General features: G+C 62.4%; 23 protein-coding genes and 1 tRNA gene. 13 read left to right on the top strand and 11 right to left on the bottom strand.

Annotation, left to right across the window (positions count from 1 at the left end):
- Positions 1–68 precede the first annotated feature (68 nt).
- The 3 genes from B9H00_RS17030 to B9H00_RS06925 are packed head-to-tail and all read right to left on the bottom strand — an operon-like array spanning position 69 to position 1,848.
- Positions 69–287, bottom strand: coding sequence for an ATP-binding protein (locus B9H00_RS17030; RefSeq protein ID WP_236944378.1), 219 nt, complete (start codon positions 285–287; stop codon positions 69–71).
- Complete coding sequence (locus B9H00_RS06920; RefSeq protein WP_236944379.1) at positions 251–1,126, bottom strand: histidine kinase dimerization/phospho-acceptor domain-containing protein; 876 nt, start codon at positions 1,124–1,126, stop codon at positions 251–253. The genes B9H00_RS17030 and B9H00_RS06920 overlap by 37 nt, the downstream gene beginning before the upstream one ends.
- Positions 1,123–1,848: a response regulator gene (locus B9H00_RS06925; protein ID WP_086900034.1), complete on the bottom strand. Its 726-nt coding sequence runs from the start codon at positions 1,846–1,848 to the stop codon at positions 1,123–1,125. The genes B9H00_RS06920 and B9H00_RS06925 overlap by 4 nt, the downstream gene beginning before the upstream one ends.
- A gap of 160 nt (positions 1,849–2,008) precedes the next feature.
- Between B9H00_RS06925 and B9H00_RS06930 the strand changes: the two genes are divergently transcribed.
- Genes B9H00_RS06930 through B9H00_RS06940 form a run of 3 tightly spaced genes read left to right on the top strand, consistent with a single transcriptional unit; the run spans position 2,009 to position 7,859 of the window.
- A complete protein-coding gene (locus tag B9H00_RS06930; protein ID WP_086900035.1) occupies positions 2,009–3,169 on the top strand; it encodes an efflux RND transporter periplasmic adaptor subunit in 1,161 nt (386 codons plus the stop codon).
- A gap of 16 nt (positions 3,170–3,185) precedes the next feature.
- A complete protein-coding gene (locus tag B9H00_RS06935) occupies positions 3,186–6,305 on the top strand; it encodes a multidrug efflux RND transporter permease subunit (protein ID WP_086901748.1) in 3,120 nt (1,039 codons plus the stop codon).
- 51 nt (positions 6,306–6,356) lie between these two features.
- A complete protein-coding gene (locus tag B9H00_RS06940) occupies positions 6,357–7,859 on the top strand; it encodes an MFS transporter (RefSeq protein ID WP_086901749.1) in 1,503 nt (500 codons plus the stop codon).
- Between the two features lie 439 nt (positions 7,860–8,298).
- Here B9H00_RS06940 and B9H00_RS06945 read toward each other — a convergent pair whose 3' ends face one another.
- Entirely contained in the window at positions 8,299–8,679 is a 381-nt protein-coding gene (locus tag B9H00_RS06945) for a LexA family protein (RefSeq protein ID WP_086900036.1), read from the bottom strand.
- Positions 8,680–8,924: 245 nt separating this feature from the next.
- Here B9H00_RS06945 and B9H00_RS06950 point away from each other — a divergent pair, with 245 nt between their 5' ends.
- Both B9H00_RS06950 and B9H00_RS06955 read left to right on the top strand, forming a co-directional pair.
- Positions 8,925–9,689, top strand: a complete 765-nt coding sequence (locus B9H00_RS06950) for a phospholipase D-like domain-containing protein (protein ID WP_086900037.1) — start codon at positions 8,925–8,927, stop codon at positions 9,687–9,689.
- 302 nt (positions 9,690–9,991) lie between these two features.
- Positions 9,992–11,077 carry a type I restriction endonuclease gene (locus B9H00_RS06955; protein ID WP_086900038.1) on the top strand — a complete coding sequence of 362 codons (1,086 nt, stop codon included), beginning with the start codon at positions 9,992–9,994 and terminating at the stop codon, positions 11,075–11,077.
- A gap of 172 nt (positions 11,078–11,249) precedes the next feature.
- On the opposite strand, the gene B9H00_RS06960 is transcribed toward B9H00_RS06955, so the two are convergent.
- Positions 11,250–11,322: transfer RNA gene (locus B9H00_RS06960), tRNA-Thr, on the bottom strand.
- Between the two features lie 86 nt (positions 11,323–11,408).
- Here B9H00_RS06960 and B9H00_RS06965 point away from each other — a divergent pair.
- Positions 11,409–11,744 (top strand): YnfA family protein, encoded by a 336-nt coding sequence (locus B9H00_RS06965; protein WP_086900039.1) that lies wholly within the window; start codon positions 11,409–11,411, stop codon positions 11,742–11,744.
- On the opposite strand, the gene B9H00_RS06970 is transcribed toward B9H00_RS06965, so the two are convergent.
- Positions 11,735–11,929, bottom strand: a complete 195-nt coding sequence (locus B9H00_RS06970) for a hypothetical protein (protein WP_086900040.1) — start codon at positions 11,927–11,929, stop codon at positions 11,735–11,737. The genes B9H00_RS06965 and B9H00_RS06970 overlap by 10 nt on opposite strands.
- A 113-nt stretch (positions 11,930–12,042) precedes the next feature.
- Between B9H00_RS06970 and B9H00_RS06975 the strand changes: the two genes are divergently transcribed.
- From B9H00_RS06975 to hglS, 3 genes are all read left to right on the top strand, one after another.
- On the top strand, positions 12,043–12,432 hold the full coding sequence (locus tag B9H00_RS06975; RefSeq protein WP_086900041.1) for a YidH family protein: 390 nt from the start codon (positions 12,043–12,045) through the stop codon (positions 12,430–12,432).
- Positions 12,433–12,436: 4 nt separating this feature from the next.
- A complete protein-coding gene (locus tag B9H00_RS06980; protein WP_086900042.1) occupies positions 12,437–12,805 on the top strand; it encodes a DUF202 domain-containing protein in 369 nt (122 codons plus the stop codon).
- 112 nt (positions 12,806–12,917) lie between these two features.
- Entirely contained in the window at positions 12,918–14,327 is a 1,410-nt protein-coding gene (gene hglS / locus B9H00_RS06985; protein WP_086900043.1) for a 2-oxoadipate dioxygenase/decarboxylase HglS, read from the top strand.
- Positions 14,328–14,375: 48 nt separating this feature from the next.
- Here the strand turns inward: hglS and B9H00_RS06990 are convergent, their stop codons facing one another.
- The 4 genes from B9H00_RS06990 to B9H00_RS07005 form a co-directional block, all read right to left on the bottom strand.
- Entirely contained in the window at positions 14,376–14,870 is a 495-nt protein-coding gene (locus tag B9H00_RS06990) for a universal stress protein (protein WP_086900044.1), read from the bottom strand.
- Between the two features lie 132 nt (positions 14,871–15,002).
- Entirely contained in the window at positions 15,003–15,641 is a 639-nt protein-coding gene (locus B9H00_RS06995) for a DUF1826 domain-containing protein (RefSeq protein ID WP_086900045.1), read from the bottom strand.
- 15 nt (positions 15,642–15,656) lie between these two features.
- A complete protein-coding gene (locus B9H00_RS07000) occupies positions 15,657–16,517 on the bottom strand; it encodes a metal ABC transporter permease (protein WP_407656571.1) in 861 nt (286 codons plus the stop codon).
- Positions 16,465–17,226, bottom strand: a complete 762-nt coding sequence (locus B9H00_RS07005) for an ATP-binding cassette domain-containing protein (protein WP_086900047.1) — start codon at positions 17,224–17,226, stop codon at positions 16,465–16,467. Before B9H00_RS07005 ends, B9H00_RS07000 begins: the two co-directional genes overlap by 53 nt.
- A gap of 143 nt (positions 17,227–17,369) precedes the next feature.
- Here B9H00_RS07005 and B9H00_RS07010 point away from each other — a divergent pair, with 143 nt between their 5' ends.
- Positions 17,370–18,371: a zinc ABC transporter substrate-binding protein gene (locus B9H00_RS07010; protein WP_086900048.1), complete on the top strand. Its 1,002-nt coding sequence runs from the start codon at positions 17,370–17,372 to the stop codon at positions 18,369–18,371.
- On the opposite strand, the gene B9H00_RS07015 is transcribed toward B9H00_RS07010, so the two are convergent.
- Positions 18,357–19,544: a CynX/NimT family MFS transporter gene (locus B9H00_RS07015; RefSeq protein WP_086900049.1), complete on the bottom strand. Its 1,188-nt coding sequence runs from the start codon at positions 19,542–19,544 to the stop codon at positions 18,357–18,359. The genes B9H00_RS07010 and B9H00_RS07015 overlap by 15 nt on opposite strands.
- Before the next feature lie 247 nt (positions 19,545–19,791).
- On the opposite strand from B9H00_RS07015, the gene egtB reads away from it, so the two are divergent.
- The 3 genes from egtB to bglX all read left to right on the top strand — a co-directional run bounded on the left by egtB (position 19,792) and on the right by bglX (position 24,468).
- A complete protein-coding gene (gene egtB / locus B9H00_RS07020) occupies positions 19,792–21,153 on the top strand; it encodes an ergothioneine biosynthesis protein EgtB (RefSeq protein ID WP_086900050.1) in 1,362 nt (453 codons plus the stop codon).
- An 81-nt stretch (positions 21,154–21,234) separates the two neighbouring features.
- Positions 21,235–22,242 carry an L-histidine N(alpha)-methyltransferase gene (egtD, locus tag B9H00_RS07025; protein ID WP_086900051.1) on the top strand — a complete coding sequence of 336 codons (1,008 nt, stop codon included), beginning with the start codon at positions 21,235–21,237 and terminating at the stop codon, positions 22,240–22,242.
- Between the two features lie 21 nt (positions 22,243–22,263).
- The gene (bglX, locus tag B9H00_RS07030; protein ID WP_211329606.1) at positions 22,264–24,468 is read left to right on the top strand and encodes a beta-glucosidase BglX; all 2,205 of its coding nucleotides are present in this window, start codon (positions 22,264–22,266) and stop codon (positions 24,466–24,468) included.
- Positions 24,469–24,498 lie beyond the last annotated feature (30 nt).

Consider the following 24,498-nt stretch of genomic DNA (forward strand, 5'->3'; position numbering starts at 1 on the left):
GCCACTGCCTTCCATGCGGTATAAACGGCTTTAAATAGCCGATATCTGCCCGTCGAATATGGCCTGAGTCAAAGCGGCCAGGTCATGCAAAACGCACTGCCCCGCAGTCCTGAAGGCTGGCAAAATGCCCTGCCGCCGTGCGCCTCTGCAATCGCCTTGACCACGGCCAGCCCCAGACCGCTGCCACCGCTTTTGCGTGAGCGTGAGGGGTCGCCACGACGAAAGGCCTCGAATAGATCCTGGGCCTGCGTCATGTCGATGCCGGGGCCGGCATCCTCGACGGCCATATGACAATGATCCCCGAGCGATAGAGGCGCACGTGTAGCTCGCCCGGCTCGGCATGCTGCAGGGTATTTTCCAGTAACGCCATCAATGCCTGACGCATCCTTATCGGGTCGCACGTCACCTTCAGGCCCGCCTCGAAATCACGGCGCAGACGAAATCCCCTTGCCGCCAGCGGCTCAGCGAAAGCCTGCAGCACACTGCCAAGCTCTCGGGCCAGATCCACTTCGACCGGCTGCAACTCCAGATGGCCACTGTCGTTGAGACTCAATACCCGCAGATCCTCGATCAGCCGGTTCAGCCCTTCCACCTGACGCAGCAACCCTTCAAACAGTTCGCTGCTGGGCGTAAAAACGCCTTCCGACAGCCCCTGCAGGCGTCCGCGCAGAATGGTCACCGGTGTGCGCAGCTCATGGGCGATGGCCGCGTTCCAGAACTCGCGCTCCCGGGTCATGCTCTGCAGACGTTCAGCCATGGTATTGAAATCGCGCACCAGCTGCGCCGTTTCTCCCATGGACCGCTCATCCATTCGAGCCCGGGCCGTCAGTTTGCCCTGGGCCACTTCACGCAGGCTGTGCGCTACCGAATTCAGCGGGGTGAGCAGGCGTCGTGATAGACGAATGGCGACGAACACCGCTATCCCAAGCGCAGAAACAGTGGTACAGACGATCCATGCCAGCTCGACCCGGGATGGCATCCAGCTACTGGAGATGCTGTCGGGCAGATAGACCGTGGCGATGGCGTAGAACACGTAGGAGCCGAACACGGCAATGAAGATGATGCCCAGCGCCATCACGGCCAGAGACTGAATGATCTGACGGCGCAGACCAGGCCTGCGTTTCATGAGTCGCTGCCGAAACGATAGCCCACGCCCCAGACACTGGCTGGAACCCCCTGGATGTCCAGGGCTTCGAGCTTTTTGCGCAACTTGCTGACGTGGCTATCCACCGTGCGCTCCTGGGTATCGCCCTCGGGCAGACAATGCACCAGTAGCTCCGCTCGGCTGAACACGCGTCTGGGCGTACGCATCAAACAGGCGAGCAGCTTGAATTCCGTCAGGGTCAGGCTCAGCGCTTGCATCTCTCCTCCCCTGGAGATGCTGGCTTCGTGACTTTCCAGATCCACCAGAAACGGGCCGACGCGCAGAGTCTGCGATGAAGACGACCGGCTTATCCGGCTGCGCCGCAGCACGGCCTGGACCCGAGCGACCACTTCAGCCGGGTTGAAGGGTTTGACCACGTAGTCATCCGCCCCCAGACGCAGCCCCATCAGTTTATCGATGTCCTGATCGAGCGCGGTGAGCATGATCACGGGGGTCTCTCCCCTGGCGCGTACTTCGCTGAGCACCTTCCAGCCGTCGATATGTGGCATCTGAACATCCAGCAGCATCAGATCCGGCTTGAGCGACTGATGCATGGCCAGAACTTCACGCCCATCCACGGCGTGCTGAGTGCGCAGCCCGCTGCGCTGCAGATAGGCCGCAAGAATGTCGGCAATTTCGGTTTCATCCTCGGCGATCAGTATCAGTGCCGAAGCAGGAGGCGCATGGCTGATGCGTTCGGACATGAGCAGGCTCGATAAAGGGGAGGGGGTCAAATTTATCGCACCCTCCATGCTTTCTCCATGAAGCCTCGAACCATTCGCAATAACACTGCCTCAGACTATCCCCTGAATCCTTTTGGGTGGCCGCCGGGCGCGCCAACCCCTTGATCGAGGTAGAGGTGGCATGCGCATCAAACCAGGGCGGTGGAACACTGTGCTTGCAGGGCTTGCCGTGCTGGGGCTGGCAGGCTGTACCCCCTCACCGGACGATGCCGACAGGGAAGCGCCGTCCTCCTTGCCGGTGTCGGTATTAACCCTGGAAGCTGCCGAGCTTTCCGTTACCGAGAATCTACCCGGGCGCGTGTCAGCAGTGCGTACTGCCGAGGTGCGTGCACAGGTCTCCGGCATCGTAAAACGGCGTTCATTTGAGGAAGGCAGCCAGGTCGAAGCAGGGACAACGCTGTTTCAAATCAACCCGGCGCCCTTCAGGGCCGAAGCCGACATTGCCGCGGCAGTGTTGCAACGCTCCGAGGCGACCCTGACACAGGCCCGTACCAGGGCCGATCGATTGGACACTCTGAGACGTCGTGACGCGATCAGCCGTCAGGCCTACGACGACGTGGTTGCCCTGCGCGACCAGGCCGCCGCCGATGTAGCTCAGGCCAGAGCGACGCTGGCGCGACGCAAGCTCGACCTGCAGTTCGCCAGTGTCGAGGCGCCCATTAGCGGTCGCATCGACCAGACTCTGGTCAACGAGGGGGCGCTGGTATCGCCCACCGATGCCACGCCTTTAGCCCGCATTCAGCAGATCGATCAGGTGTATATCGACGTCCGTCAGTCGGCCACGGCGCTTGAAACGCTGCGCCAGCAGGCCGGCTCGGCATCCCCGGCGCTCGACGTGGAGATCCTCGACAGCAACGGTACGCCTCTGGACATGCACGGGCGCATGCTGTTTTCCGGCATTCAGGTCGACACCGGTACCGGTGACGTGCTGCTGCGTGTGCTGGTGGACAATCCGCAGCATCGTCTGCTGCCCGGCCTGTACGTACAGGCGCGGGTTCCCCGGGCGCACTACCCCGCGGCGCTGAGCGTGCCACAGCAGGCGGTAACCCGCACGGCGGGCCAGGCCAGCGTGTGGGTGGTGGATGCTCAGAAGAAGGTACACCCGGTGCCCGTCGAACTCGGTGAACTGGTCGAGCGCCGTTATCGGGTGGTGTCCGGCCTCAGCGCCGGGCAACAGGTGGTGATCGAAGGGATCGAGCGCCTGAGCCCTGATGCCCGGGTCACCACACGTCCGTGGCAGCCCGCCGCCAGCGATGAACCGCTCAGCGCCGTCGCGCGCTGAGTTCGGAGACAATCTCATGCCGCAGTTTTTCATCAACCGCCCGGTCTTTGCGTGGGTCATTGCGCTGTTTATCGTGCTGGTGGGCGTCATCGCCATTCCGAAGCTGCCCATCGCCCGCTATCCGTCGGTGGCGCCGCCCTCGGTAACCCTCTACGCCACCTATCCGGGGGCCACCCCGCAGACCCTCAATGACTCGGTGGTAAGCCTGATCGAGCGCGAGCTTTCCGGGGTGAAGAACCTGCTGTATTTCGAGTCCTCGGTGGATACCTCGGGCACCGCGCAGATCACCGCCACCTTCAAGCCGGGCACCGATGCCGAACTGGCCCAGGTGGACGTGCAGAACCGCATCAAGGCGGTCGAGCCGCGTCTGCCCCAGGCCGTGCGGCAGAACGGCCTGCAGGTGGAGTCTGCCGCCTCGGGTTTTCTGATGATGGTGGGCATGACCTCCCCCACCGGACAGTTTGATGAGATCGAACTGAATGACTATTTCGCTCGTAACATCGTTCAGGAATTGCGTCGTATCGAGGGGGTCGGGCGTATACAGATGTTCGGTGCCGAACAGGCCATGCGGGTCTGGGTCGATCCGAACAAGCTGACCGCCTATGGGCTGACCATGAATGACCTGGCCCAGGCCATCGAACAGCAGAACGCTCAGATCGCCCCCGGCCGGGTCGGAGACGAGCCCACCGTGCCGGGTCAGCGCCTGACCATCCCGCTGACCGTGCAGGGACAACTGAGCACGCCGGCGCAGTTCGCCGCCATCGTGCTACGGGCCGAGACCGACGGCGCCAGGGTGGTGCTGGGCGACGTGGCGCGGATCGAGCTGGGCGCCCAGTCCTACGCCTTTTCCAATCGGGAGAACGGCGTGGCGGCCACCAGTGCCGCGATCCAGCTCTCTCCCGGAGCCAATGCCGTGCGCACCGCGTCAAGCGTACGGGCGCGGCTGGCCGAGCTGGCGCCGAGCCTGCCGACAGGCATGACCTACTCGGTGCCGTTTGACACCGCGCCCTTCGTCAAGGTCTCCATCGAGAAGGTGATCTACACCCTGTTTGAGGCCATGGCGCTGGTGTTTCTGGTGATGCTCCTGTTCCTGCAGAACCTGCGCTACACGCTGATTCCCGCCATCGTCGCGCCCATTGCCCTGCTCGGCACCTTCGCGGTGATGCTGCTGGCCGGCTTCTCGATCAACACACTGACCATGTTCGGCATGGTGCTGGCCATCGGCATCATCGTCGATGATGCCATCGTGGTGGTGGAAAACGTCGAGCGGTTGATGGTGACGCAAGGGCTGTCGCCGAAAGCCGCGACCCTGCAGGCAATGCGGGAAATCACCGGGGCGATCATCGGCATCACCCTGGTGCTGACCGCCGTGTTCATCCCCATGGCCTTCGGCAGCGGCTCGGTAGGGGTGATCTACCAGCAGTTCACCCTGTCGATGGCGGTGTCGATCCTGTTCTCGGCCTTCCTCGCGCTGAGTCTGACGCCGGCACTGTGCGCCACGCTGCTGCGCCCGGTAAGCGCGGATCACCATGCCAGACGCGGCGTCTTCGGCGCCTTCAACCGTGGCTTCGAGCGCCTCACGGCAAGTTATGGGGCGCAGGTGATGCGCCTGGTCGGGCGCAGTGGGCGGATGATGCTGGTGTTTGCCGTGCTCTGCGCGGTACTGGTCGTCGGCGCCCGACAGCTCCCCTCCTCCTTCCTGCCTGACGAGGATCAGGGCTACTTCATGACCTCCATCCAGTTGCCCACCGGCGCCACCAGCGAACGCACGCTGGACGTGGTCAAGCGCTTCGAGACGCATGTGGCCTCGCGCCCGGCGCTGGACGCCAATCTGGTGGTGCTGGGCTTCAGCTTTGCCGGTTCCGGCCCCAACGCGGCCATGGCCTTCACCATGCTCAAGGACTGGGATCAGCGCCACGGTGCCACCGCCGCCGAAGAAGCGGCGCTGGCGCAGCAGGCCATGGCAGACAATGTCGAAGGCACGGTGATGAGCCTGATGCCGCCGGCCATCGACGAGCTGGGCACCTCCTCCGGCTTCACCCTGTTCCTGCAGGATCGCGCCAACCGGGGCGAGGACGCACTGCTGGCCGCCCAGGCACAACTGCTGGCACTGGCGTCAAAGAGCAAGATGGTCAGCGATGTCTACCCCGATGGCCTGCCCCCCGGCGAGAGCATCCGTCTGGAGATCGACCGGCAGAAGGCCGAGGCCATGGGGCTGTCCTTCGGTGTTGTCAGCAACACCCTGTCGGCGGCCATGGGCTCGCTGTACGTCAACGACTTTCCCAATGCCGGGCGCATGCAGCAGGTCATCCTGCAGGCCGACGCCGCAGCGCGCATGCAGCTGGACGACGTGCTCGGCCTGCGTGTGCGCAATGCCAGTGGCGGCATGGTCGCGCTGCGCGAGGTAGTGACACCGGTGTGGGGCGAGTCGCCGCAGCAGATGATGCGTTTCCAGGGCTATTCCGCCGTGCGTATTACCGGCGGGGCGGCGGCGGGTGTTTCCAGCGGTGCGGCGATGGCCGAAATGGAGCACCTCGCGGCGCAGCTGCCGCAGGGTTTCGCCGTGGCCTGGACCGGACAGTCACTGCAGGAGCGCCAGTCAGCGGCGCAGGCCCCGCGGCTGATGCTGCTCTCGGCACTGGTGGTATTTCTGGTGCTGGCCGCGCTTTACGAGAGCTGGTCGATCCCGCTGTCGGTCATGCTGGTGGTGCCGCTTGGCCTGCTTGGCGCCGTCGCCGCGGTGATGCTGCGCGGCATGCCCAATGACGTGTTTTTCAAGGTGGGAATGATTACCCTCATCGGCCTGTCGGCGAAAAACGCCATTCTGATCATCGAGTTCGCCCGGCAGCTGCACGCTGAAGGGCGACCGCTGATCGACGCGGCGGTGACCGCGGCACGCCTGCGCCTGCGGCCGATCCTGATGACCTCGCTGGCCTTCACCCTCGGCGTGGTGCCGCTGATGCTGGCCTCCGGTGCCAGCGCCGAGACCCAGCACGCCATCGGCACCGGTGTGTTGGGCGGCATGATCAGCGGTACGTTACTGGCGATATTTTTTGTGCCGGCTTTCTTCGTCTTCGTGATCGGGATGCAGCAGCGCCTGGTGGCATGGCGCGCTCGCCGCAATGAACGTCTATAACCCCAGGCCCTGAAAGATGTGCCCCCCGATACCGGCCAGGAGCTGATGTCCATGTTTTCCGTTATTCCGCGTCGCTGGCTGATTCTGCTCGCCGTCATGCTGGCCTTTTTGCCGGTGGTCATCGACATGACCATCCTGCACATCGCCGTGCCGTCACTGACCCTGGCGCTGAGTGCCTCCGCCAACGAGGTACTGTGGATCATCGACATTTACCCCCTGTTAATGGCGGGGCTGCTGGTCCCCATGGGAACACTCGCCGATCGCATCGGTCATCGGCGGCTTCTGCTGACGGGGCTGGGCATCTTCGGGACTGCATCGCTACTGGCCGCCCTTGCACCGACCCCCGCCCTGCTGATCGCCGCCCGCGCGCTGCTCGCGCTGGGGGGCTCGATGATCATGCCGTGCGTGCTGGGCATCATTCGTCGCACCTTCGAAGACGAAAGGGAGCGCGCCATGGCACTAGGGCTCTGGGGCACGGTAGGGGCGGCCGGCGCCGCGCTGGGGCCGCTCATCGGCGGAGCCCTGCTGGAGCATTTCTGGTGGGGGTCGGCCTTTCTGATCAACGTGCCGATCATGCTGATCGTCATGCCGCTGGTCTATCTTTTGCTGCCACGCACCGAGGAGACGACATCGGGTCAATGGGCGCCCTGGCAGGCGGTACTGCTGATCGCCGGCATGCTCTCGCTGGTCTACGGCATCAAGGCGGCTTTTGGCGCGACACAGCCGCTGTACGTGGCGATATCAGTGGCGCTGTCCGGCCTTGGCCTGCTGCTGGCCTTCGTGCGTTTGCAGTTACGCGCCCCGCAGCCCCTGCTCGATCTCTCCCTCTTTTCGCGCCCGGCCATACTGGCCGGCATCATCATGGCCGTGGTCGCGAGTGGCGCACTGGCCGGCGTCGAGCTGACGCTGGCCCAGGAGCTGCAATACGTCATGGACAAAACGCCCCTGCAGGCCGGTATTTTCATGATCCCGATCATGGCCGCGGCGGCGCTGGGCGGCCCGGTCGCCGGCCACCTCTCCCATCTGTGCGGCCTGCGCGCGGTCGCCAGCCTGTCACTGGTGATTGCCGCCGCCGCGCTGGCAGGCCTGGCCCTGTCCGATTTCCATCACCCCGGGCTGACGGTGCCGCTGCTGCTGGCGCTTCTCGGGCTGACCCTCAGCATCGGCCTGACGGCCTCGTCCATCGCCATCATGAGTTCGGTAGACGCCAGCCAGGGCGGCGCGGCGGGGTCGATGGAAGCCACGGCCTACGAACTCGGCAGCGGTCTGGGCATCACGCTGTTCGGTGTGTTTCTGTCCAGCGTGTACAGCCATACCATTGTCCTGGCACTCGACATGACGCCCTCCCAGGCCAGACACGCCGCACGCTCCATCGGTGATACCCATGTGGTCGCGCGTGACCTCGCCGAGCCTCAGGCCAGGGCGCTGATCGAAGCAGGCAAGGCCGCCTTTTCGTCCAGCCATTCCATCCTGCTGATGACGGCGGCGGCGCTGCTTGCAGCCCTTTCCATGGTGGTGGTCTATCTGCTCAGAAAACGCCCCATGCCTCATTAAGCCGTTCGGCCCACCACGGGAGAGTCGCTCCCCTGTCAGGCAAACCATGGCATCGGTTGCAAAAACCAATGATTAATCTATGTTAAGAGAGAAACTGGCCCATAGGTAGACAGGATGATTTTTGCAGCGTTAATCGTCGGCGTCGTGTGCGCTATCGGCTGGTGGAGACTCTACAAGTATTTCGAGAAGCGCAAAAACTCGACCAATGATGATCAATCATCGTGATTGGGGCTTAGCCCATCCATCCCCCTTGAACAACTTTGGCGGCGCGTGAAGAGAGCCCAAAAATCCGCGCCGAGCCATGATGCCGAGGTTGGCACCTGTACCGTCGCCCCCTGAGGGGACAGGGATATGAACAACTTGAGCGGCCCTCGCTTTAAATGCGGTCGGCACCGCCAGGCAAGAGACCGCCTCAACAGCTCGCCGCAATTCCCGCCCTTCAGCACATCTTTCGCACCTGATGTGACACCACGCCCACCATCTCGACGTTGCTCAGATCCCCCGTCCACAGCTTTCCATCCAGCCCTTCCAGCACCGGCACATTGATGCGGTGGGCATAGCGATAGACATAGAGCGCCTCATCGACATTCACCACCACCAGCACACCGTCGCGCAGTGACAGCGAGTGATCGACGACCAGCCAATCCCCCTCCTGCCAGGGATCGATCGCGTCATCATCCTGAACGACCTCCGCCAGAAAGGTCGTGTGTGAATGCGGTGCAAAAAACTGCTGCCAGCGCTCGGCCCCCGGGTTATACGCCAGGTCCTGCTCGCCTCTGGGCAGCATGATGGGCATGGGCATTCGATACGCCACGCGCATGAGCGATCCTCGCAGACGTTGAAGGGAGGGAGGGATGGAAGCGGCCACAGGTCGGAGACAGGCCAAAGAGAAAAGCGCGGCAGCCTTCCAGCGTCAGGCAAACCACACGCATCGCTGTCACATGACAGGAGTTTAGCCATCCCCTATCCGTAGCAAGGCCGAGCACGATGTCATGTGATGTATCATCAGGCATGGCCCGCGCCAGCATCGATCGGTAAAATGCTGATTTTACTAGGCATTATCCGATGACGTTTTTGCATTATCAGCTGGTGGTTTTTGTCTCGGTGCTCTGCCTGACACGGATTCATCGCAACCTGGGAATGGTTGTCGCACTCGGCTGGGCACTGTGGTCGCTCGCGACGCTCCAATCGCCCGGCTATATCGCCATACAAACCCTCATCGTCTGGACAAGCTGGTATGGCACATGGTGTTTTCTCAAACAGAAAGCGCGAGCCGGCCATGCGCCTCAAACTGCCGACCACCAGACGGCCAGCACCCGCAGGAAAGCCACCAGCAATGCCCTGGTGCATAACCGCGGCCATCACGAAGAGCTGACCCACGCCCTGCAGATCGTCAGAAAGGAACTGGTGATTGTCTCCGGCTGGCTATCCGATCGAGTCGTGAATGATCAGTTTTGTGGTCTTTTGGCGAACGCCCTCGACCGCGGCGTCAACGTTCATATTGCCTACGGCGCGAGCGATCGCGACGGGCAGCACCGGCTTTCCGAGACGGCGAGCAAAGCGCTGGCGCGTCTGAAGGAAATCAGTAAGCGCAGCTGCAAGGGCCGACTGACCATCTTGCAGCGCCCCACGCATGAGAAGTGTCTGGTGGTGGATAAAAAATACGCCATCGTCGGCAGCTTTAATTGGCTGGCTAATGCGCACTACCGGGACAGGGAAACCAGCCTCAAGGTGCATCAAAGGCGTGTGGTGGTGGAGCTGGCGGCGGCATGCCGGCGTGAGGGTACGAGGCGGACGGATGTGGATAGCGCGGTTAGTGAGGTGGCGTAGGGGTGGATTAAAACCACTCCGGGCCAGCAAATTTTCTTCCCGATGCTGAAGCGCAAACACATGCGAGACCAACGTCATTGATCAAGTTACGTTCACGAAAAGAGCGGGCTATCCGTCCTGGGACAAAATGCAGGCCTTTCAGGTGAAACTGCTTGTCCAAAAATCTCCTCAACAACCACATCATCAATTTTTTCGAGTTCTAGATAACGCACCCCATATTAACTTTACCTGATACTCAACCCATGTTTACTATCGAATAGTTGCACGTAAACAAATGAAACCAAGAATGGGCGGGGGCACCAGTGGATATAACACAAAAAATTGCCATTTTGGCTGGGCGAATCAAAGAGCAGATGGACCATGTGGTTAATGAAGAGGCCACCAAAAACGCAATGGTTATGCCCTTCATACAAACCTTGGGCTATGACGTTTTTGATCCAACAGAAGTGATGCCAGAGTTCACTGCTGATGTTGGATTGAAAAAGGGCGAGAAGGTGGACTATGCCATTAAAAATGGTGGAGAACTGTCAATCCTGGTGGAGTGCAAGCCCCGCACAACCGATCTTGCTAACACTCAATTCAGCCAACTATATCGATACTTTAACTGCACTGAAGCAAAATTCGCCATTCTAACGAATGGAATAGAATACCGGTTCTACTCTGATTTAGATGATGCCAATCGACTCGACAAACGCCCATTCTTCACTTTCAGGCTCATTGATTACAACGAGCGAGACATCGAGGAGTTGAAGAAATTTGCCAAACCAGTCTTCAACGTTGATACCATCCTCAGCACTGCCAATCGATTAAAATATACCAACCTGGCCAAAACTGCTTTTGCCGAACTGGTAAAAGATCCCTCGCGCGATTTCATAAAGTCTCTTGCACAGAACTTTTATGATGGACGCATGACTCAGCAAGTAATTGATGATTTTACGCCGATTGTTCGTGAAGCCATGGCGCAGCATATCAAAGAGCAGGTCTCTCAACGCCTTAAATCAGCACTGGCGAACACATCTGGCGAAGAATCTGAAAGAGTTATCATTGAAAGCGGCGACCCTGAGAAAACACAGTTATCTGCTGAAGAAGATAGTGACATTGTCACCACTCAAGAGGAGGTCGACGCATACAACATTGTACGTGCCATCCTTGCAGGCGTGGTCGACCCAAACCGTATACATATGCGCGATGCAAAATCCTATTGCGCAATACTTTTGGATAACAACAATCGCAAACCCGTTTGCCGCCTGCACTTCAATTCAAAAAGCATCTGGCGTATTGGGTTATTCATAGAAGGCAAGGAACAAAAGCACGACATCACAGCATTAACTGAAATTTTTTCTCATCGGGAAGCACTAATCAAAACAGCAACGGACTACTTGGAATAATTTCAGGGCGACACACTGTTTCGATTATAAATAGTGCCAGCCCCTTATCCAAGACAGAGAATGGTGAAACATTTCCCCTGGACGCCAGTTATATCCGCAAGTCAGTGCAATAATTTATGCCTAAACGAAAAAAGCCCGGCGCATCTGCGCCGGGCCTTTAAAATCCTGCGGGTGCCGGTAAGTGGACTTGAACCACCGACCTACGCATTACGAATGTGTTGCTCTGCCAGCTGAGCTATACCGGCGAACCCAAGAATCATTCTAGCCAGCCCTTTTTGCCTTGCCTACTCCCTGTGGCAGAGTAGCGATTCCTTCTCTGCTTGAGCGCCTCATGCCCCCTGTGATCGCCACTTTGCTCTTTATCCTCACGGCGCTGGCCGAGATCGTCGGCTGCTATCTGGTCTATCGCTGGTGGGTGCTGACCAAAAGCGCCTGGTGGCTGGTGCCGGCGGCGGCGTCACTGGCGCTGTTTGCCTGGCTTTTGACCCTGCATCCGGCCGCCAGCGGGCGCATCTATGCCGCCTATGCCGGTGTTTATCTCATCACGGCGCTGGCGTGGCTGCGCCTGGTAGATGGCCAGCCGCTACAGCTGACCGATTATCTGGGCGGGGGGCTGGCATTGGCCGGTGCCGTGATCATCATGGCGGGCTACTCGCATCAGTCCTGATCGCGAACGAACAGATGCACCAGCAGCCATACCGCAACGACCGCGAGGGCGAAGATGACGACGGTCATCTGCACCGGCAGCGGCCAGTGCATGAAGGCCCAGTTATTTTGCAGCAGGGCGCCGAAGAGATAGCCGCCCAGCAGCACCAGCGCGCCCAGGGCGCAGCTTCTTGTCAGTAGGGTCATGCCTGTCTCCTGCTACCATGAATCATCGTTGTGCGGTGCGTCCCTCGAAAGGCTCGGCGACACGGCCTGCGTCCGCTCACGGTTTCCAACCCCATGACCAGAACACATCGAACATGACCACACCGCCCCCAGACCATAGTCGCCGACGCGCCTTCCGGCCACGCTGGCAACGCCTCGGCCGCCATCCGGACTATCGCTTTTCACTCGCCAATGAGCGCACCTTCCTGGCCTGGATTCGCACCGCACTGGCGTTCATGGCCGGTGCGGTGGGCATTTATCAGTTCGCGCCGGATGTCGCCACGCCCTGGGCGCGCGAGGCGATAGCGGTGATGCTCTCGCTCGGCGGCGCGTTGCTCTCACTGGCCGCCTATCGCCGCTGGTCCGGCAACGAGCGCGCCATGCGAAACGATGCCGCCCTGCCCTACACGCGGCTGTTATGGCTTCTGGCGCTGTTTGTCACGGCGGTAGCGGTGGTGCTGGGCCTGTTGCTGGTGTGGGGATAGCCCCATGAACGAGCCCGCCCGCGACCCGGGCCTTCAGCCCGAGCGCACCGGTCTTGCCTGGTCGCGCACGGCCTTCGTGACGCTGCTGTTCTCGGCATTGCTGCTGCGCGGCGGCATCGTCCATCACGAGCCGCTGCTTGCCTGGGCAGGCGTTGTTCTGCTGGCCGCCACCGGCGCCCTGTATGCCTGGGCGGGGTGGCGCCTGCGCATGACGGCCACCCTGGCCCTCACCCAGGGTGCCCCGGTCACCACGGCCTCTACCTGGGTGATACGCATAACGACCCTGGTGGTAGCACTGGTGGGGCTGACGGTGGCCGCCAGCGTGCTGTATCACGGTCAGCTGATCGCCCGTCTCGCGGCGTTGATGCGCTGACGCGGGTGCCAGGTACACCAAAGGACGCTCAAAACCTCGTCACGGCGCTTGAACCACCACCATCGACGGGCGTTAAATCGAGACACGTTCATTGCCGTCACGGAGCACCCTCATGGCCCGGCACGTCAGTTGTGATGATATTCGCACCCGCTTTTCCCATGCCATGTCCGACATGTACCGCTCGGAGGTGCCTCAGTACGGCACGCTGTTGAAGCTGGTCGCCGACATCAACGCGCAGACGCTTTATCACGACGCACGCGGAAAGGCGGCCCTGACCGACCGCAGCGGCAGCGAGATGGCCCGCATCGAGATCGAACGCCACGGCGCGATCCGCCTGGGCAAGGCGCAGGAGCTTGACACCATGCGCCGCGTGTTCGCGGTGATGGGCATGTCGCCGGTGGGCTATTACGATCTGGCACCGGCCGGCATGCCGGTGCACGCCACGGCCTTTCGTCCCGTTGATGATGACGCGCTGGCCCTGAATCCGTTTCGGGTATTCACCTCGCTGCTGCGCCTGGAGCTGATCGAGGATGAAGCGCTGCGCGAGCGCGCCGCAGACATTCTCGAGCAGCGCCAGATCTTCACCGACCGCCTTTTGAGTCTGCTGGACACCTTCGATGAACAGGGCGGGCTGGATGATGACGATGCCACCGCCTTCGTGATCGAGGCACTGGAAACCTTTCGCTGGCACAGCCACGCCACCGTCGATGCGAAGACCTACCACGCCTTCCATCAGGCGCACCGGCTGATCGCTGATGTGGTGTGCTTTCACGGCCCGCACATCAACCACCTTACCCCGCGCACGCTGGACATCGATGCCACTCAGCAGGCCATGCCCGAGTGGGGCATTGCGCCGAAGGCGACCATTGAAGGCCCGCCGCGGCGTGACTGCCCGATATTGCTGCGCCAGACCAGCTTCAAGGCGCTGGAAGAGCCGATTCTCTTTCCGGCGGCTGACGGTGAAGGGAGGGGTGAGCAAAGCGGCACCCACACGGCGCGCTTTGGCGAGATCGAGCAGCGCGGCGCGGCGCTGACCCGACGTGGGCGCAAGCTGTATGACGAGCTGCTGGCGGCGTCCCGCGAGGTGACCCACGGTCTGGAAGGAGAAACGCAGCAAAAGGCGCTGCGAGAGGCCTTCCGCGACTTTCCGGATGACGAGGCGACCCTGCGCCGCGAAGGGCTGGCCTGGTTTGAGTATCAGCTGAGCGACGGCGCCAACGGTTTTGAGGCGCAGAGCCTGCCGAGCGAGCGCGGCGCGCTGGTTGAAGCGCTGATCGAACAGGGTGTGATGCAGGCGCGGCCCATCACCTATGAAGATTTTCTGCCGGTCAGCGCCGCGGGCATCTTTCGCTCCAATCTGGGCGACGGCGGCGCGCAGCACTACGCTGCCACCGACAGCCGAGCTGATTTTGAAACCGCGCTCGGCACGACGGTGGAAGACGAATTCGCCCTCTATGAGCGCCGCAGCGAACGATCGCTCACTGCCTGCCTGGAACAGCTGGGCCTTTCACCGGCCGCCTGACCCCTCGCGTTCTGCTCAGGCGCCTGCGTTCTGCTCAAGCATCGACGGCTACAGCCCCTGATAAGGGTTGTCGTCGTCGCTCTCGGCGAGTGCGGGCGGGTCATCATGCACGCTGATGACCATGCAGGTGGCGATATGGCTGACCTTGTGGGAGACGCTGCCCATGATCATGCCGCTCAAGTCACTCAGCCCTCGACTGCCAATCACGATGACCTGCGCGCCCAGCTTCTCGGCTTCATAGGCGATGATCCGCGCCGGGTCACCATGGCGGCCGTGGGTTTCAATGCGCCCGTCAAAGCGCGAGCGAAGATGCGTCTGCGCCTTTTGAAGCACCGCCTCGATCTCGCCTTCCGCAGCCTCCGGCGACGAGGCCTGAATGGCTTCCTGAAGGCTGAGCAGACTGCCGTAGTGCAGATGTGGTAGCAGTTCACGCACATATAAAAGATGCAGGGTGGCCTCGGGAGACGCCAGCTGAGCGGCGATGCTCAGCGCCTTGAGGGCATGAGCCGAACCATCCACGGGAACCAGCAGGGAAGTGAACATGGCGCATCCTCCAGTGACATCGACAGCGCCGGGAGGCGCCATCGGAGACCGTCAGCATGACGCAGCGCCAACCGCCTCGACTTGATCGTGATCAATTCCGGGGCCTTTGGCGCCTGGTCTTTGGTCGCGCCCTTAAAGCGGATCGATGCTCATCATGAGCCGGCGCTGGCCGGGCTCAAGCGCCGGGCTGCGATGCACCAGCCCGCGATGGCCCTCTTCACGCCAGCCGCTGCCCTTGATCAGCGCCACATCACCGGTATCGAGACGTTCGATGGCCGTTGCATCCACCACGATCTCAGGCTTGTCTGGTGACGCCGCCCCCAGCCCGCGCCGGTCCAGCGCGTGTTCGGGCAGCCACTCACTGCCCGGCCCCAGCCAGCTGGTCACCAGCCGCACGGTGACGTTGTCGCAGTGAAAGCGCGGGCACATGGTGTCTTCCAGCAGCCGAATTCTGATCCGCAGGCTGGCCGCTTCCAGCATTGAAGCCATCAGCCGGGCCAGCGCCATGACATCATCGACCAGGGCCCCGGCAGCGGCAGGCACCGGCAGCCGCGTGCGCAGCTCATGTTCAAGCGCCTTGTCCGGCGGGCCTTCCAGCGAAAGGCTCCAGCCACGCGCGCCCTGACACTGCGCCAGCACGCTGGCTTCAAGATCGGCGGACAGCATTCGTGGGGCGATTGTGATATCCCGGGTGGCATCGAAAATACCGTCGAGGGCGCGAGCCATCGACAGGGCGGCGGCAGGCGTTTCCATGGCGGTCGGCAGGGACATGACGTTCTCTCCTGGTCAGGTTGTTCGAGTGTGGCGCTGGCCCAGGCGACGATGCACCAGCCCTGCCAGCGTCATGAGCACAAAGCAGATGGCGGCCAGACTGACCATGGTCGGCCCGGCGGGCGTGTCCAGATGCCAGGCCACCACCAGCCCGCCATTGGCGGCCACGATGGCCACTACCGCAGCCAGCACCGCCATACCTTCCGGCGTGCGGCTGAAGGGCCGCGCGGCAGCCGCCGGAATGATCAAAAACGCCGCAATCAGCAGCACGCCGACCACCTTGAGTGCCACGGCAACCACCACGGCCAGCGACAGGGTCAGCAACAGCTGCTCGCGCCGCGGGTCAACGCCGCTGGCGCGGGCCAGGTCCGGATTGAGGGTTGAGACCAGAAGGCCGGACCAGCGCAGGGCCATGATCGCGACCACGAGCAGCGCCCCGCCCCAGATCAGGATCAGATCGCGCCGGCCGACGGCCAGAATGTCGCCGATCAGATAGCTCATCAGATCCAGCCGGGCCACCTGCACCAGCGACACCGCCACCAGCCCGAAGGCCAGCGCCGCGTGCGCCATCACCCCCAGCAGGGTATCCATGGTGTAGCCCCGGTCACTGAGCAGCGACACCACCAGCGCCATGATCAGCGCCACCACCAGCACGCTGGCCAAAAGCGAGACCGACAGCACCAGAGACAGCGCCACCCCCAGCATGGCGGCGTGCGCAGTGGCATCCCCGAAGTAGGCCATGCGCCGCCACACCACAAAACAGCCCAGCGGCGCCGAGGCCAGCGCCACGCCCGTCCCGGCCAGCGCCGCCCGAACCATGAAATCATCCAGCATCGTGACAAGCCCTCTCCGGCGGCGGTGTTTCAGGGTTGCCATGGGCATGCTCGGCATGGCCCGGTTCGGTATGGCGACAAAACGCCATCGCATCGCGCGCCTCGATGCCAAACAGCGACTGCCAGGCCGAGGAGGCCGCCACACGCTCCGGGCGCCCCTGACAGCAGATGGTGCCGTTAAGACAGATCACCCGGTCCGAGGCTTTCATGACCACGTGCAGTTCGTGGCTGACCATCAACACCGCACAGCCCAGCGTCTGTCTTACACGATCAATCTGGCGGTAGAACTCGGCCGTGGCGCGATGATCCAGCCCCTGGTTGGCCTCATCGAGCACCAGCAGGTCGGGGCGTTCCAGCAGCGCCCGGGCCAGCAGCACCTTTTGAAGCTGGCCGCCGGACAGCGCCGAAAGCTGACGCTCGCCCAGGGCTTCGGCGCCCGCCTCCGCCAGCGCCGTGGCAATATCATCCCGACGGCGTCGATGCGGCAGCGCCATGAATCGCTTTACCGTCATGGGCAGGGTCGGGTCGATCTGAAGCCGCTGAGGTACGTAGCCGATGCGTAGATTTTCCGCCCGGATCACCCGGCCGCGGGAGGCCGCCAGCGCACCGATGATGACCCTGAGCAGGGTGGACTTCCCCGAGCCGTTGGGCCCCACGATGGTCACGATCTCGCCTCTTGCGAGTTCAAGACTCACATCTTCCAGGATGACGGTGCCGTTTCTGACCACACCGATCTCTTCAAGCGTTAGCAAGGCAGGGCCTCTTTCTGGCGGTACTTTCTGGCAGTCATGGGGCCGGCGCACGCCAGGGCTTGCCAGCCCGCGCGCCGACCATTAATGTGTCACGTTATAACATAACATTTACCAGTAACTCATCCCCCGCTAGAGATGCCCCAATGAAATATCGCTGTCACTGGCTGCTGCCGCTGTTGTTTGTTCCGTCGCTGGCGCTGGCCGATGTGCCTCGCGTGGCGGTGGATATCGCCCCTGTACAATCGCTTGCTGCACAGGTGATGGGGAATCTGGGCACCCCCGAGATGGTGATGCCGCCCGGCACCTCGCCGCACGGTTATTCGATGCGCCCCTCGGAAGCCTCGACGCTGGATAACGCTGATGTGGTGTTCTGGGTCGGACCGGCGCTGACGCCCTGGCTGGCCGATGCCGTTGACACTCTGGCCGATGACGCCGATTCGGTCGTGCTGCTCGACGCCCCGGGCATCACTCGCCTGGATTACCGCGAAGGCGCTACCTTCGAATCGCACGAGCATGGGCACGACGAAGCGCATGACCACGATCATGACCATGACCAGGAAGGAGATCATCATGCCCATGGCGACGAGCACGGCCATTCGCACAGCGGATTGAACCCGCACGCCTGGCTTGACCCTGACAACGCCCGGGTCTGGCTGAAGGTCATGGCCGATACGCTGGCCCAGGCCGATCCCGAGCACGCTGACACCTATCATGACAACGCTCGTAACGCTCAAAAGCGCATCGATCAACTGGTCTCGACCACCGAGCAGCGCCTGGCCGATGACCACGACACGCGCTTTATCGTCTTCCACGACGCCTATCAGTATTTCGAGGAGCGCTTTGACGTTCACGCCGCCGGCGCCATCGCTCTGGGAGATGCCTCAAGCCCCGGGCCGGCGCGAATACGCGAACTGCAGGAGAAGGTGCAGGCGCTGAAGGTATCGTGCGTGTTCTCGGAGCCGCAGTTCAATCCACGCATGATCGAGAGCATCTTCGGTGATATGCCCGTCAACACCTCGATCGTGATGGACCCGCTGGGCGCCGGCATGGACCCCGGCCCCGGCCTTTATGACGCGCTGATCACGCATCTGGCCACCAGCGTTGATGAGTGCGCCCGATCCTCGAACGCGTTATCGGCGGGCTAGGGTCACCATCCGTGGCCGGCCGATCAAAAAGCCGGCCACGGCCTGAACGCCGAGCAGCACCATCAAAAGCCCCATTGAGGCTGCCCAGCCGCCGGTCATGGCCTTGAGTGCTCCGAACAGGAGCGGCCCGCTGGCGGCAAGCAGATAGCCCACGCTCTGCGACATGCCGGAGAGCATCGCGGCGTGCTGCGACTCGCGGGTTCTCAGCACGATCATCGTCAGCGCGAAGCTGAAACAGCCCCCCTGCCCGGCGCCCAGCAGCACCGCCCACAGTGCCGGCAGCCTTGTCGGAGCCAGCAAAAGGCCCGCCAGGCCAATGGCGATCAATCCACACATGCCCAGCACCAGCAGACTGTGACGGTGCATGCGCGCCGCGACCCGGGCAATCACGTAACTGGCTGGAATGCTCACCAGGTTAAGCAGCGACACCATGTTGCCGGCCATGGTGCTGGACACCCCCGAGCTGATGGCCACCGAGGGCATCCAGGTCTGCAGGGTGTAAAAACTCAGCGACTGCATGCCCATGAAGATCGTCAGCGTCCAGGCCACCGGACTCCTGAACAGCGCCGTCATGCGCACCGGCCCGCCCGTCTGCGGCGCAACGGCCCGTCGAAACGCCAGCCACAGCCAGCAGATGGCGGCCACCACGGCAAGCCCGGCCCACAGCCGTACCGGCGTCGACCAGTGGCCGCTGGCCTGCAACAGCGGCACCGCGGTCCCTGCCGCCAGCGTCGCACCAATACCCATCACCACCGTATAAAGCCCCATGGTCTGCCCCAGCCGGTCGGCCCGGTCACGCTTGACCAGACTCGGCATGAAGACGTTGCCAAAGGCGATACCCAGGCCTGCAAACAGGGTACCGAGCAGCATCACGGGAAAGGCCTCAATACCGCGCAGCAGGCTACCGATGGCCACCGCGACCAGCGCCAGCGCAATGGCCCGATCCAGCCCCAGCCGGGCCGAAAGCGTCGGTGCCAGCGGCGAGAGCAGCCCAAAGCAGAGGATCATGCCGGTGGTGAGCAGACTCGCCGCCCCGGCGCCGATGTCGAGAGACGCCATGATCGGCTCCAGCACCGGGCCGATGACCACGATGGGCGCACGCAGATTGAGGGCGGCCAGTGCAAAGGCCAGCAGCCATAAAAGGGAGGCGGACGGACGTGGCAGATCAGACATGAGCGCTTGATAACCGGCGGGAGAAAAAGAGGAAAACCGCAGTCTAGCACTTCGCCATGAGCGAAGAGCGTCACACCGCCTTACCCACCGTGACAAATTTCCGGACATCCGACCGGGCACCCGGGAAAGGCATTGCTACGCTGAAAAGACATACGCTCTGTTGCTCTGTGGCCTGGTTGCTCCGTGGAGAATGTCACAGGGCGTCCCCTGTTCACCCATTGATGCGATTTCATCAAAGGACCCCCTCATGACCCAGACGACCCGGGTACCCACCGATACCGCCGACGCCGCCCACACCCGCGAGTGGCTGCGCCGCTTTCAGCGCGTGCGCCGCGCCAGTGAAGCCCTGTGCGCCCCGCTCGAGACCGAGGATTACATGGTTCAGAGCATGGCGGATGTCAGTCCGCCCAAGTGGCATCTCGCCCATGTCAGCTGGTTTTTTGAAGCCTTCATCCTCACGCCTTATCTCAAGGGCTATGAAACGCCCGATCCGGCGTATGACTTTCTGTTCAACTCCTATTACGAAACCCACGGCAAGCCGTTTCCGAGACATCTGCGTGGCACCATTTCGCGGCCGACGGTCAAGCAGGTCTACCACTTTCGCGCCCACATCGACCGCGAAATGGAGCGGCTTCTGAGCGCACCGCCGCTTGAGCACCTCGACGAGATCATCGACCGCCTCGAGATCGGCCTGCACCACGAGCAGCAGCATCAGGAACTGCTGGTGATGGATATCAAGCACATCCTCTCCTGTAACCCGCTGCATCCGGTCTATCGCGACGATATCCGCAGCAGGCTGCTGGCCAATGCCGAACAGGCCCCCACCGCCCCTGCCCCTGTAAACAATGAACCACGCTGGCACCGCTATGCCGCCGGGGTGCGACAGATTGGGGCCGACTACCCGACGCAGTCCGCACGCGAGCACGACGGCGAGGGGTTTGTCTTTGACAGTGAAACGCCACGCCACCGCCAGTATGTGGCCGAGTTCGAACTGGCCGACCGCCCGGTCACCAATGCCGACTTCCTCAAATTCATCGAGGATGGCGGCTATACGCGCACCGAGCTGTGGCTGTCGGATGGCTGGCACCTGATCCACCAGACCGGCTGGCAGGCGCCCGAATACTGGCTAAGGGTCGAAGGCCGCTGGCACACCATGAGCCTGGGCGGGCTGGTGCCGCTCGATCCGAGCGCGCCGGTGTGTCATGTCAGCTTCTATGAAGCCGACGCCTACGCCCGCTGGGCCGGCGCTCGACTGCCTACCGAGGCCGAGTGGGAAACCGCTGCGGAAGATCAGCGCCCGACGGGGCACTTTGTCGAGGATGAGGTGCTGCAACCGCAGGCGAGCGCTGCCACACAGGGTCAGGGGCCGCAGCAGATGTTTGGCGATGTCTGGGAGTGGACCGGCAGCGCCTTTCTGCCCTACCCGGGCTTTACGCCGCTGGAAGGCAGCCTGGGCGAGTACAACGGCAAGTTCATGTCCGGCCAGATGGTGCTGCGTGGCGGCTGTTGTGCCACGCCCGGTGATCATATTCGGCCCAGCTATCGCAACTTCTTTCCGCCCCAGGCGCGCTGGGCCGTTTCCGGCATCCGGCTGGCGCGCGATGTCTGAACCTGTACGGGCTGCGCCCATTGGGCACGGCCCGGTCCGTAATCCCTGAGTTCCAGCGCTTTTGAAAAAGGATCGGTCGTCATGTCACAGGCACTCTCCTCTGCGTTTTCTTCTCCGAGCAACCGCCACCGGGTGTGGTTTCACGATCAAATGACAGAGCCTGACAGCGATCAGAGCCTGCTGGAGGCGATCACCCTCGGGCTGACCGACTCACCGCGCTGGATCTCGCCCAAGCACTTTTATGATCACCGCGGTTCCGAACTGTTTGATCGAATCTGCCAGCAGCCGGAGTACTACCCCACCCGCACAGAAGAGATGATTCTTGAACGCTCGGTGTCGGCCATCACGGACTGTGTGGGTCAGAACATTGATCTGATCGAGCTGGGCAGCGGCGCCTCCCACAAGATTCGACTGCTGCTCGATGCCCTGCGCCCGCGTCATTATCTGGGTGTGGATATCTCACGTGACTTTCTGCTGGAGAGCACCCACCGCCTGGCCAATGACTATCCCTGGCTTGCGGTGCATGCCCTGTGCGCCGATTTCACCGCGCCATTCAGCCTGCCGGTGCTGGAAGGCGATGCCCGACCGGTGGTGTTTTTCCCCGGCTCCTCGATCGGCAACTTCACCCCGCGTGAGGCGATGGATCTGCTGGAGCGGATTCACAACCAGCTGCCACCCGGTGGCGGGCTTTTGATCGGGGTCGATCGCATCAAGGATCGCGACCGGCTGGAGTCGGCCTACAACGACGCCGCCGGCGTGACGCGCGAGTTCAACCTCAATCTGATTCACCGTCTGCGCGATGAGCTGGGCGCCGAGGTCTCTCCCGGCGATTTCGAGCACCTGGCCTTTTACAACGAGGCCGCTTCGCGCATCGAGATGCACCTGGTCAGCCAGCGCGACCAGACCTTCGCTCTGGATGGCCAGACCATTGCCCTGACCGCAGGCGAACATATCCACACCGAAAACTCCTGGAAGTACAGCCGCGAGGGCTTTGAAAAACTCGCCGGTCATGCGGGTTTTCAAACGCGCGCGCACTGGTGTGACGATGAAGGACTCTTTGATGTGCACTACTTCGAACGCTCGGCCTGAAGGAGGACAGGAATGTCGTTGATGTTGTCGAACAGGAACACGCGGCCCTTTGGTGTCAGCCCCGAGCGCTATCAGGCGCTGTGTCAGCAGGTGGACACACTGCTGGCGCAAATGACGCTGGAAGAAAAGATCGGCCAGATGAATCAGGTTGCGGGCAGTCGTGACACCACCGGCGCCCCTGCCAATACCGAGATCGAGGCGGACGTGCGCACAGGCCGGGTCGGCTCGGTGTTTAACGCCTTTGGCGTCGAGTTTACCCGCGAGCTGCAAAGACAGGCGGTCGAGCATTCAAGGCTCGGCATTCCGCTGCTCTTTGGTTACGACATCATTCACGGCTTTCGAACGATCTTTCCGATCCCGCTCGCTCAGGCGGCCAGCTGGCACATGGAGGGCATCGAGCGTGCCGCTCGCATCATGGCAGTGGAAGGCGCGGCCTCCGGCGTGCATTGGACGTTTGCGCCGATGGTGGACGTCGCCCGTGATCCGCGCTGGGGCCGGGTCATGGAAGGCGCCGGCGAAGATACGCATCTGACGTCGCTGATCGCGCGTGCCCAGGTGCGCGGCATTCAGGGCAGTGACCCGGGCGCCACCGATACGCTGGCCGCCTGCGTCAAGCACTACGCCGCCTACGGCGCGGTGGAGGCCGGGCGAGAATACAACACCGTCGACATGTCCGAGTGGCGCCTGCGCTCGATCTATCTACCGCCCTTTCTGGCCGCACTGAGTGAAGGCTGCGCCAGCGTCATGACGGCGTTCAACACCCTCAATGCCCTGCCGGCCACCTGCCATCCGCTGCTGCTCGATCAGATCCTGCGCCGCGAATGGTGCTTTGAGGGCATGGTGGTGACCGACTACACCGCCATCATGGAGCTTGAGCAGCACGGTGTGGCGGCCGACGCCTCGGAGGCCTCACGCAGGGCGGTCAACGCCAGTGTCGACATGGACATGCAGTCCGGCTACTTCATCGACACTCTAAAAGCGCTGGTCCAGAGCGGTCAGGTCGAGGAAGCGCGCATCGACGAGGCGGTGCGGCGCATCCTGTGGCTCAAGGCCGCGCTGGGCCTGTTCGAGGACCCATATCGCTACGCCGATGAGGCGCGCGAAGCACAGTGCCTGCTCACCCTTGAACACCGTCGCGCCGCCCGTGAACAGGCCGCAGAATCGATGGTGCTGCTGAAAAATGACGGCCACGTGCTGCCGCTTGGAGATCATCACCGAAAAATTGCCCTGATCGGACCGCTGGGCAACACGCCGCGTCTGATCGGTTCCTGGCACGGCAACGGCGATCACGACGACACCGTGACCCTGCGTGAAGGTCTGGCCAACCGGCTCGGCGAGGACGCGGTGATCCTCTACGCCGAGGGCGCTTCCAACCAGATCGGTGAAAACGACACATCCGGTATCGAGGAGGCGCTGGAGCTGGTGCGTCAGGCCGACGCCGTGGTGCTGGCGCTCGGTGAGGACGAAGCCGACGCCGACGAGGCCGCCAGCCGAGCCGACACAGGCCTGCCCGGCGCGCAGCTTGAACTCGCCCGTCGTGTGCTGGCCGAGGCCGGCGACACGCCCGTCGCCACGGTGCTGTTCAACGGCCGACCGCTGACACTGACTGAACTCGATGATCTGGCGCCGGCCATTGTGGAAGCCTGGTGGCCGGGCACCGAGGCCGGCAACGCCGTGGCGGACGTGCTGTTCGGGGACGTCAATCCTTCGGGTAAGCTGCCAATGAGCTTTCCGGTCAATGCCGGTCAGATCCCGATCTATTACAACGCCTTTAACACCGGGCGCCCCAAAGGCGTCGATCCCAAGTACGCCTCGCAGTATCTGGATATCCCCAACGCCCCGCTCTATCCCTTCGGCTTCGGACTCTCCTACACCACGTTCGAATACGGCGAGCTCGAAACGGCGTGTTCGGAAATTGGCCTGGACGACACGCTTGAGGTTCGACTGGCGCTTACCAACACCGGCGATGTCGAAGGCACCGAGGTCGTTCAGCTCTATCTGCAGGACGTGCATGCCAGCGTTGTGCGGCCTTTGCGTGAGCTCAAGGACTTCCAGCGCCTGCGGCTTTCCCCGGGCGAATGCCGGGAAGTGGTCTTCCATGTCACCCCCGAGATGCGCCGCTTTTTGAACGCCGAGCTGGAACGCGTCCAGGAGCCCGGGCTTTTCCGGGTGAAGATCGGCAGCTGCTCGGAAAGCGGTGAGGAGATCGAGTTCCGGGTGGTGTGATCGATGCCCTGCCGCATCCATCAGGGCTTT

This window comes from Kushneria marisflavi, assembly GCF_002157205.1.
Classification (GTDB): domain Bacteria; phylum Pseudomonadota; class Gammaproteobacteria; order Pseudomonadales; family Halomonadaceae; genus Kushneria; species Kushneria marisflavi.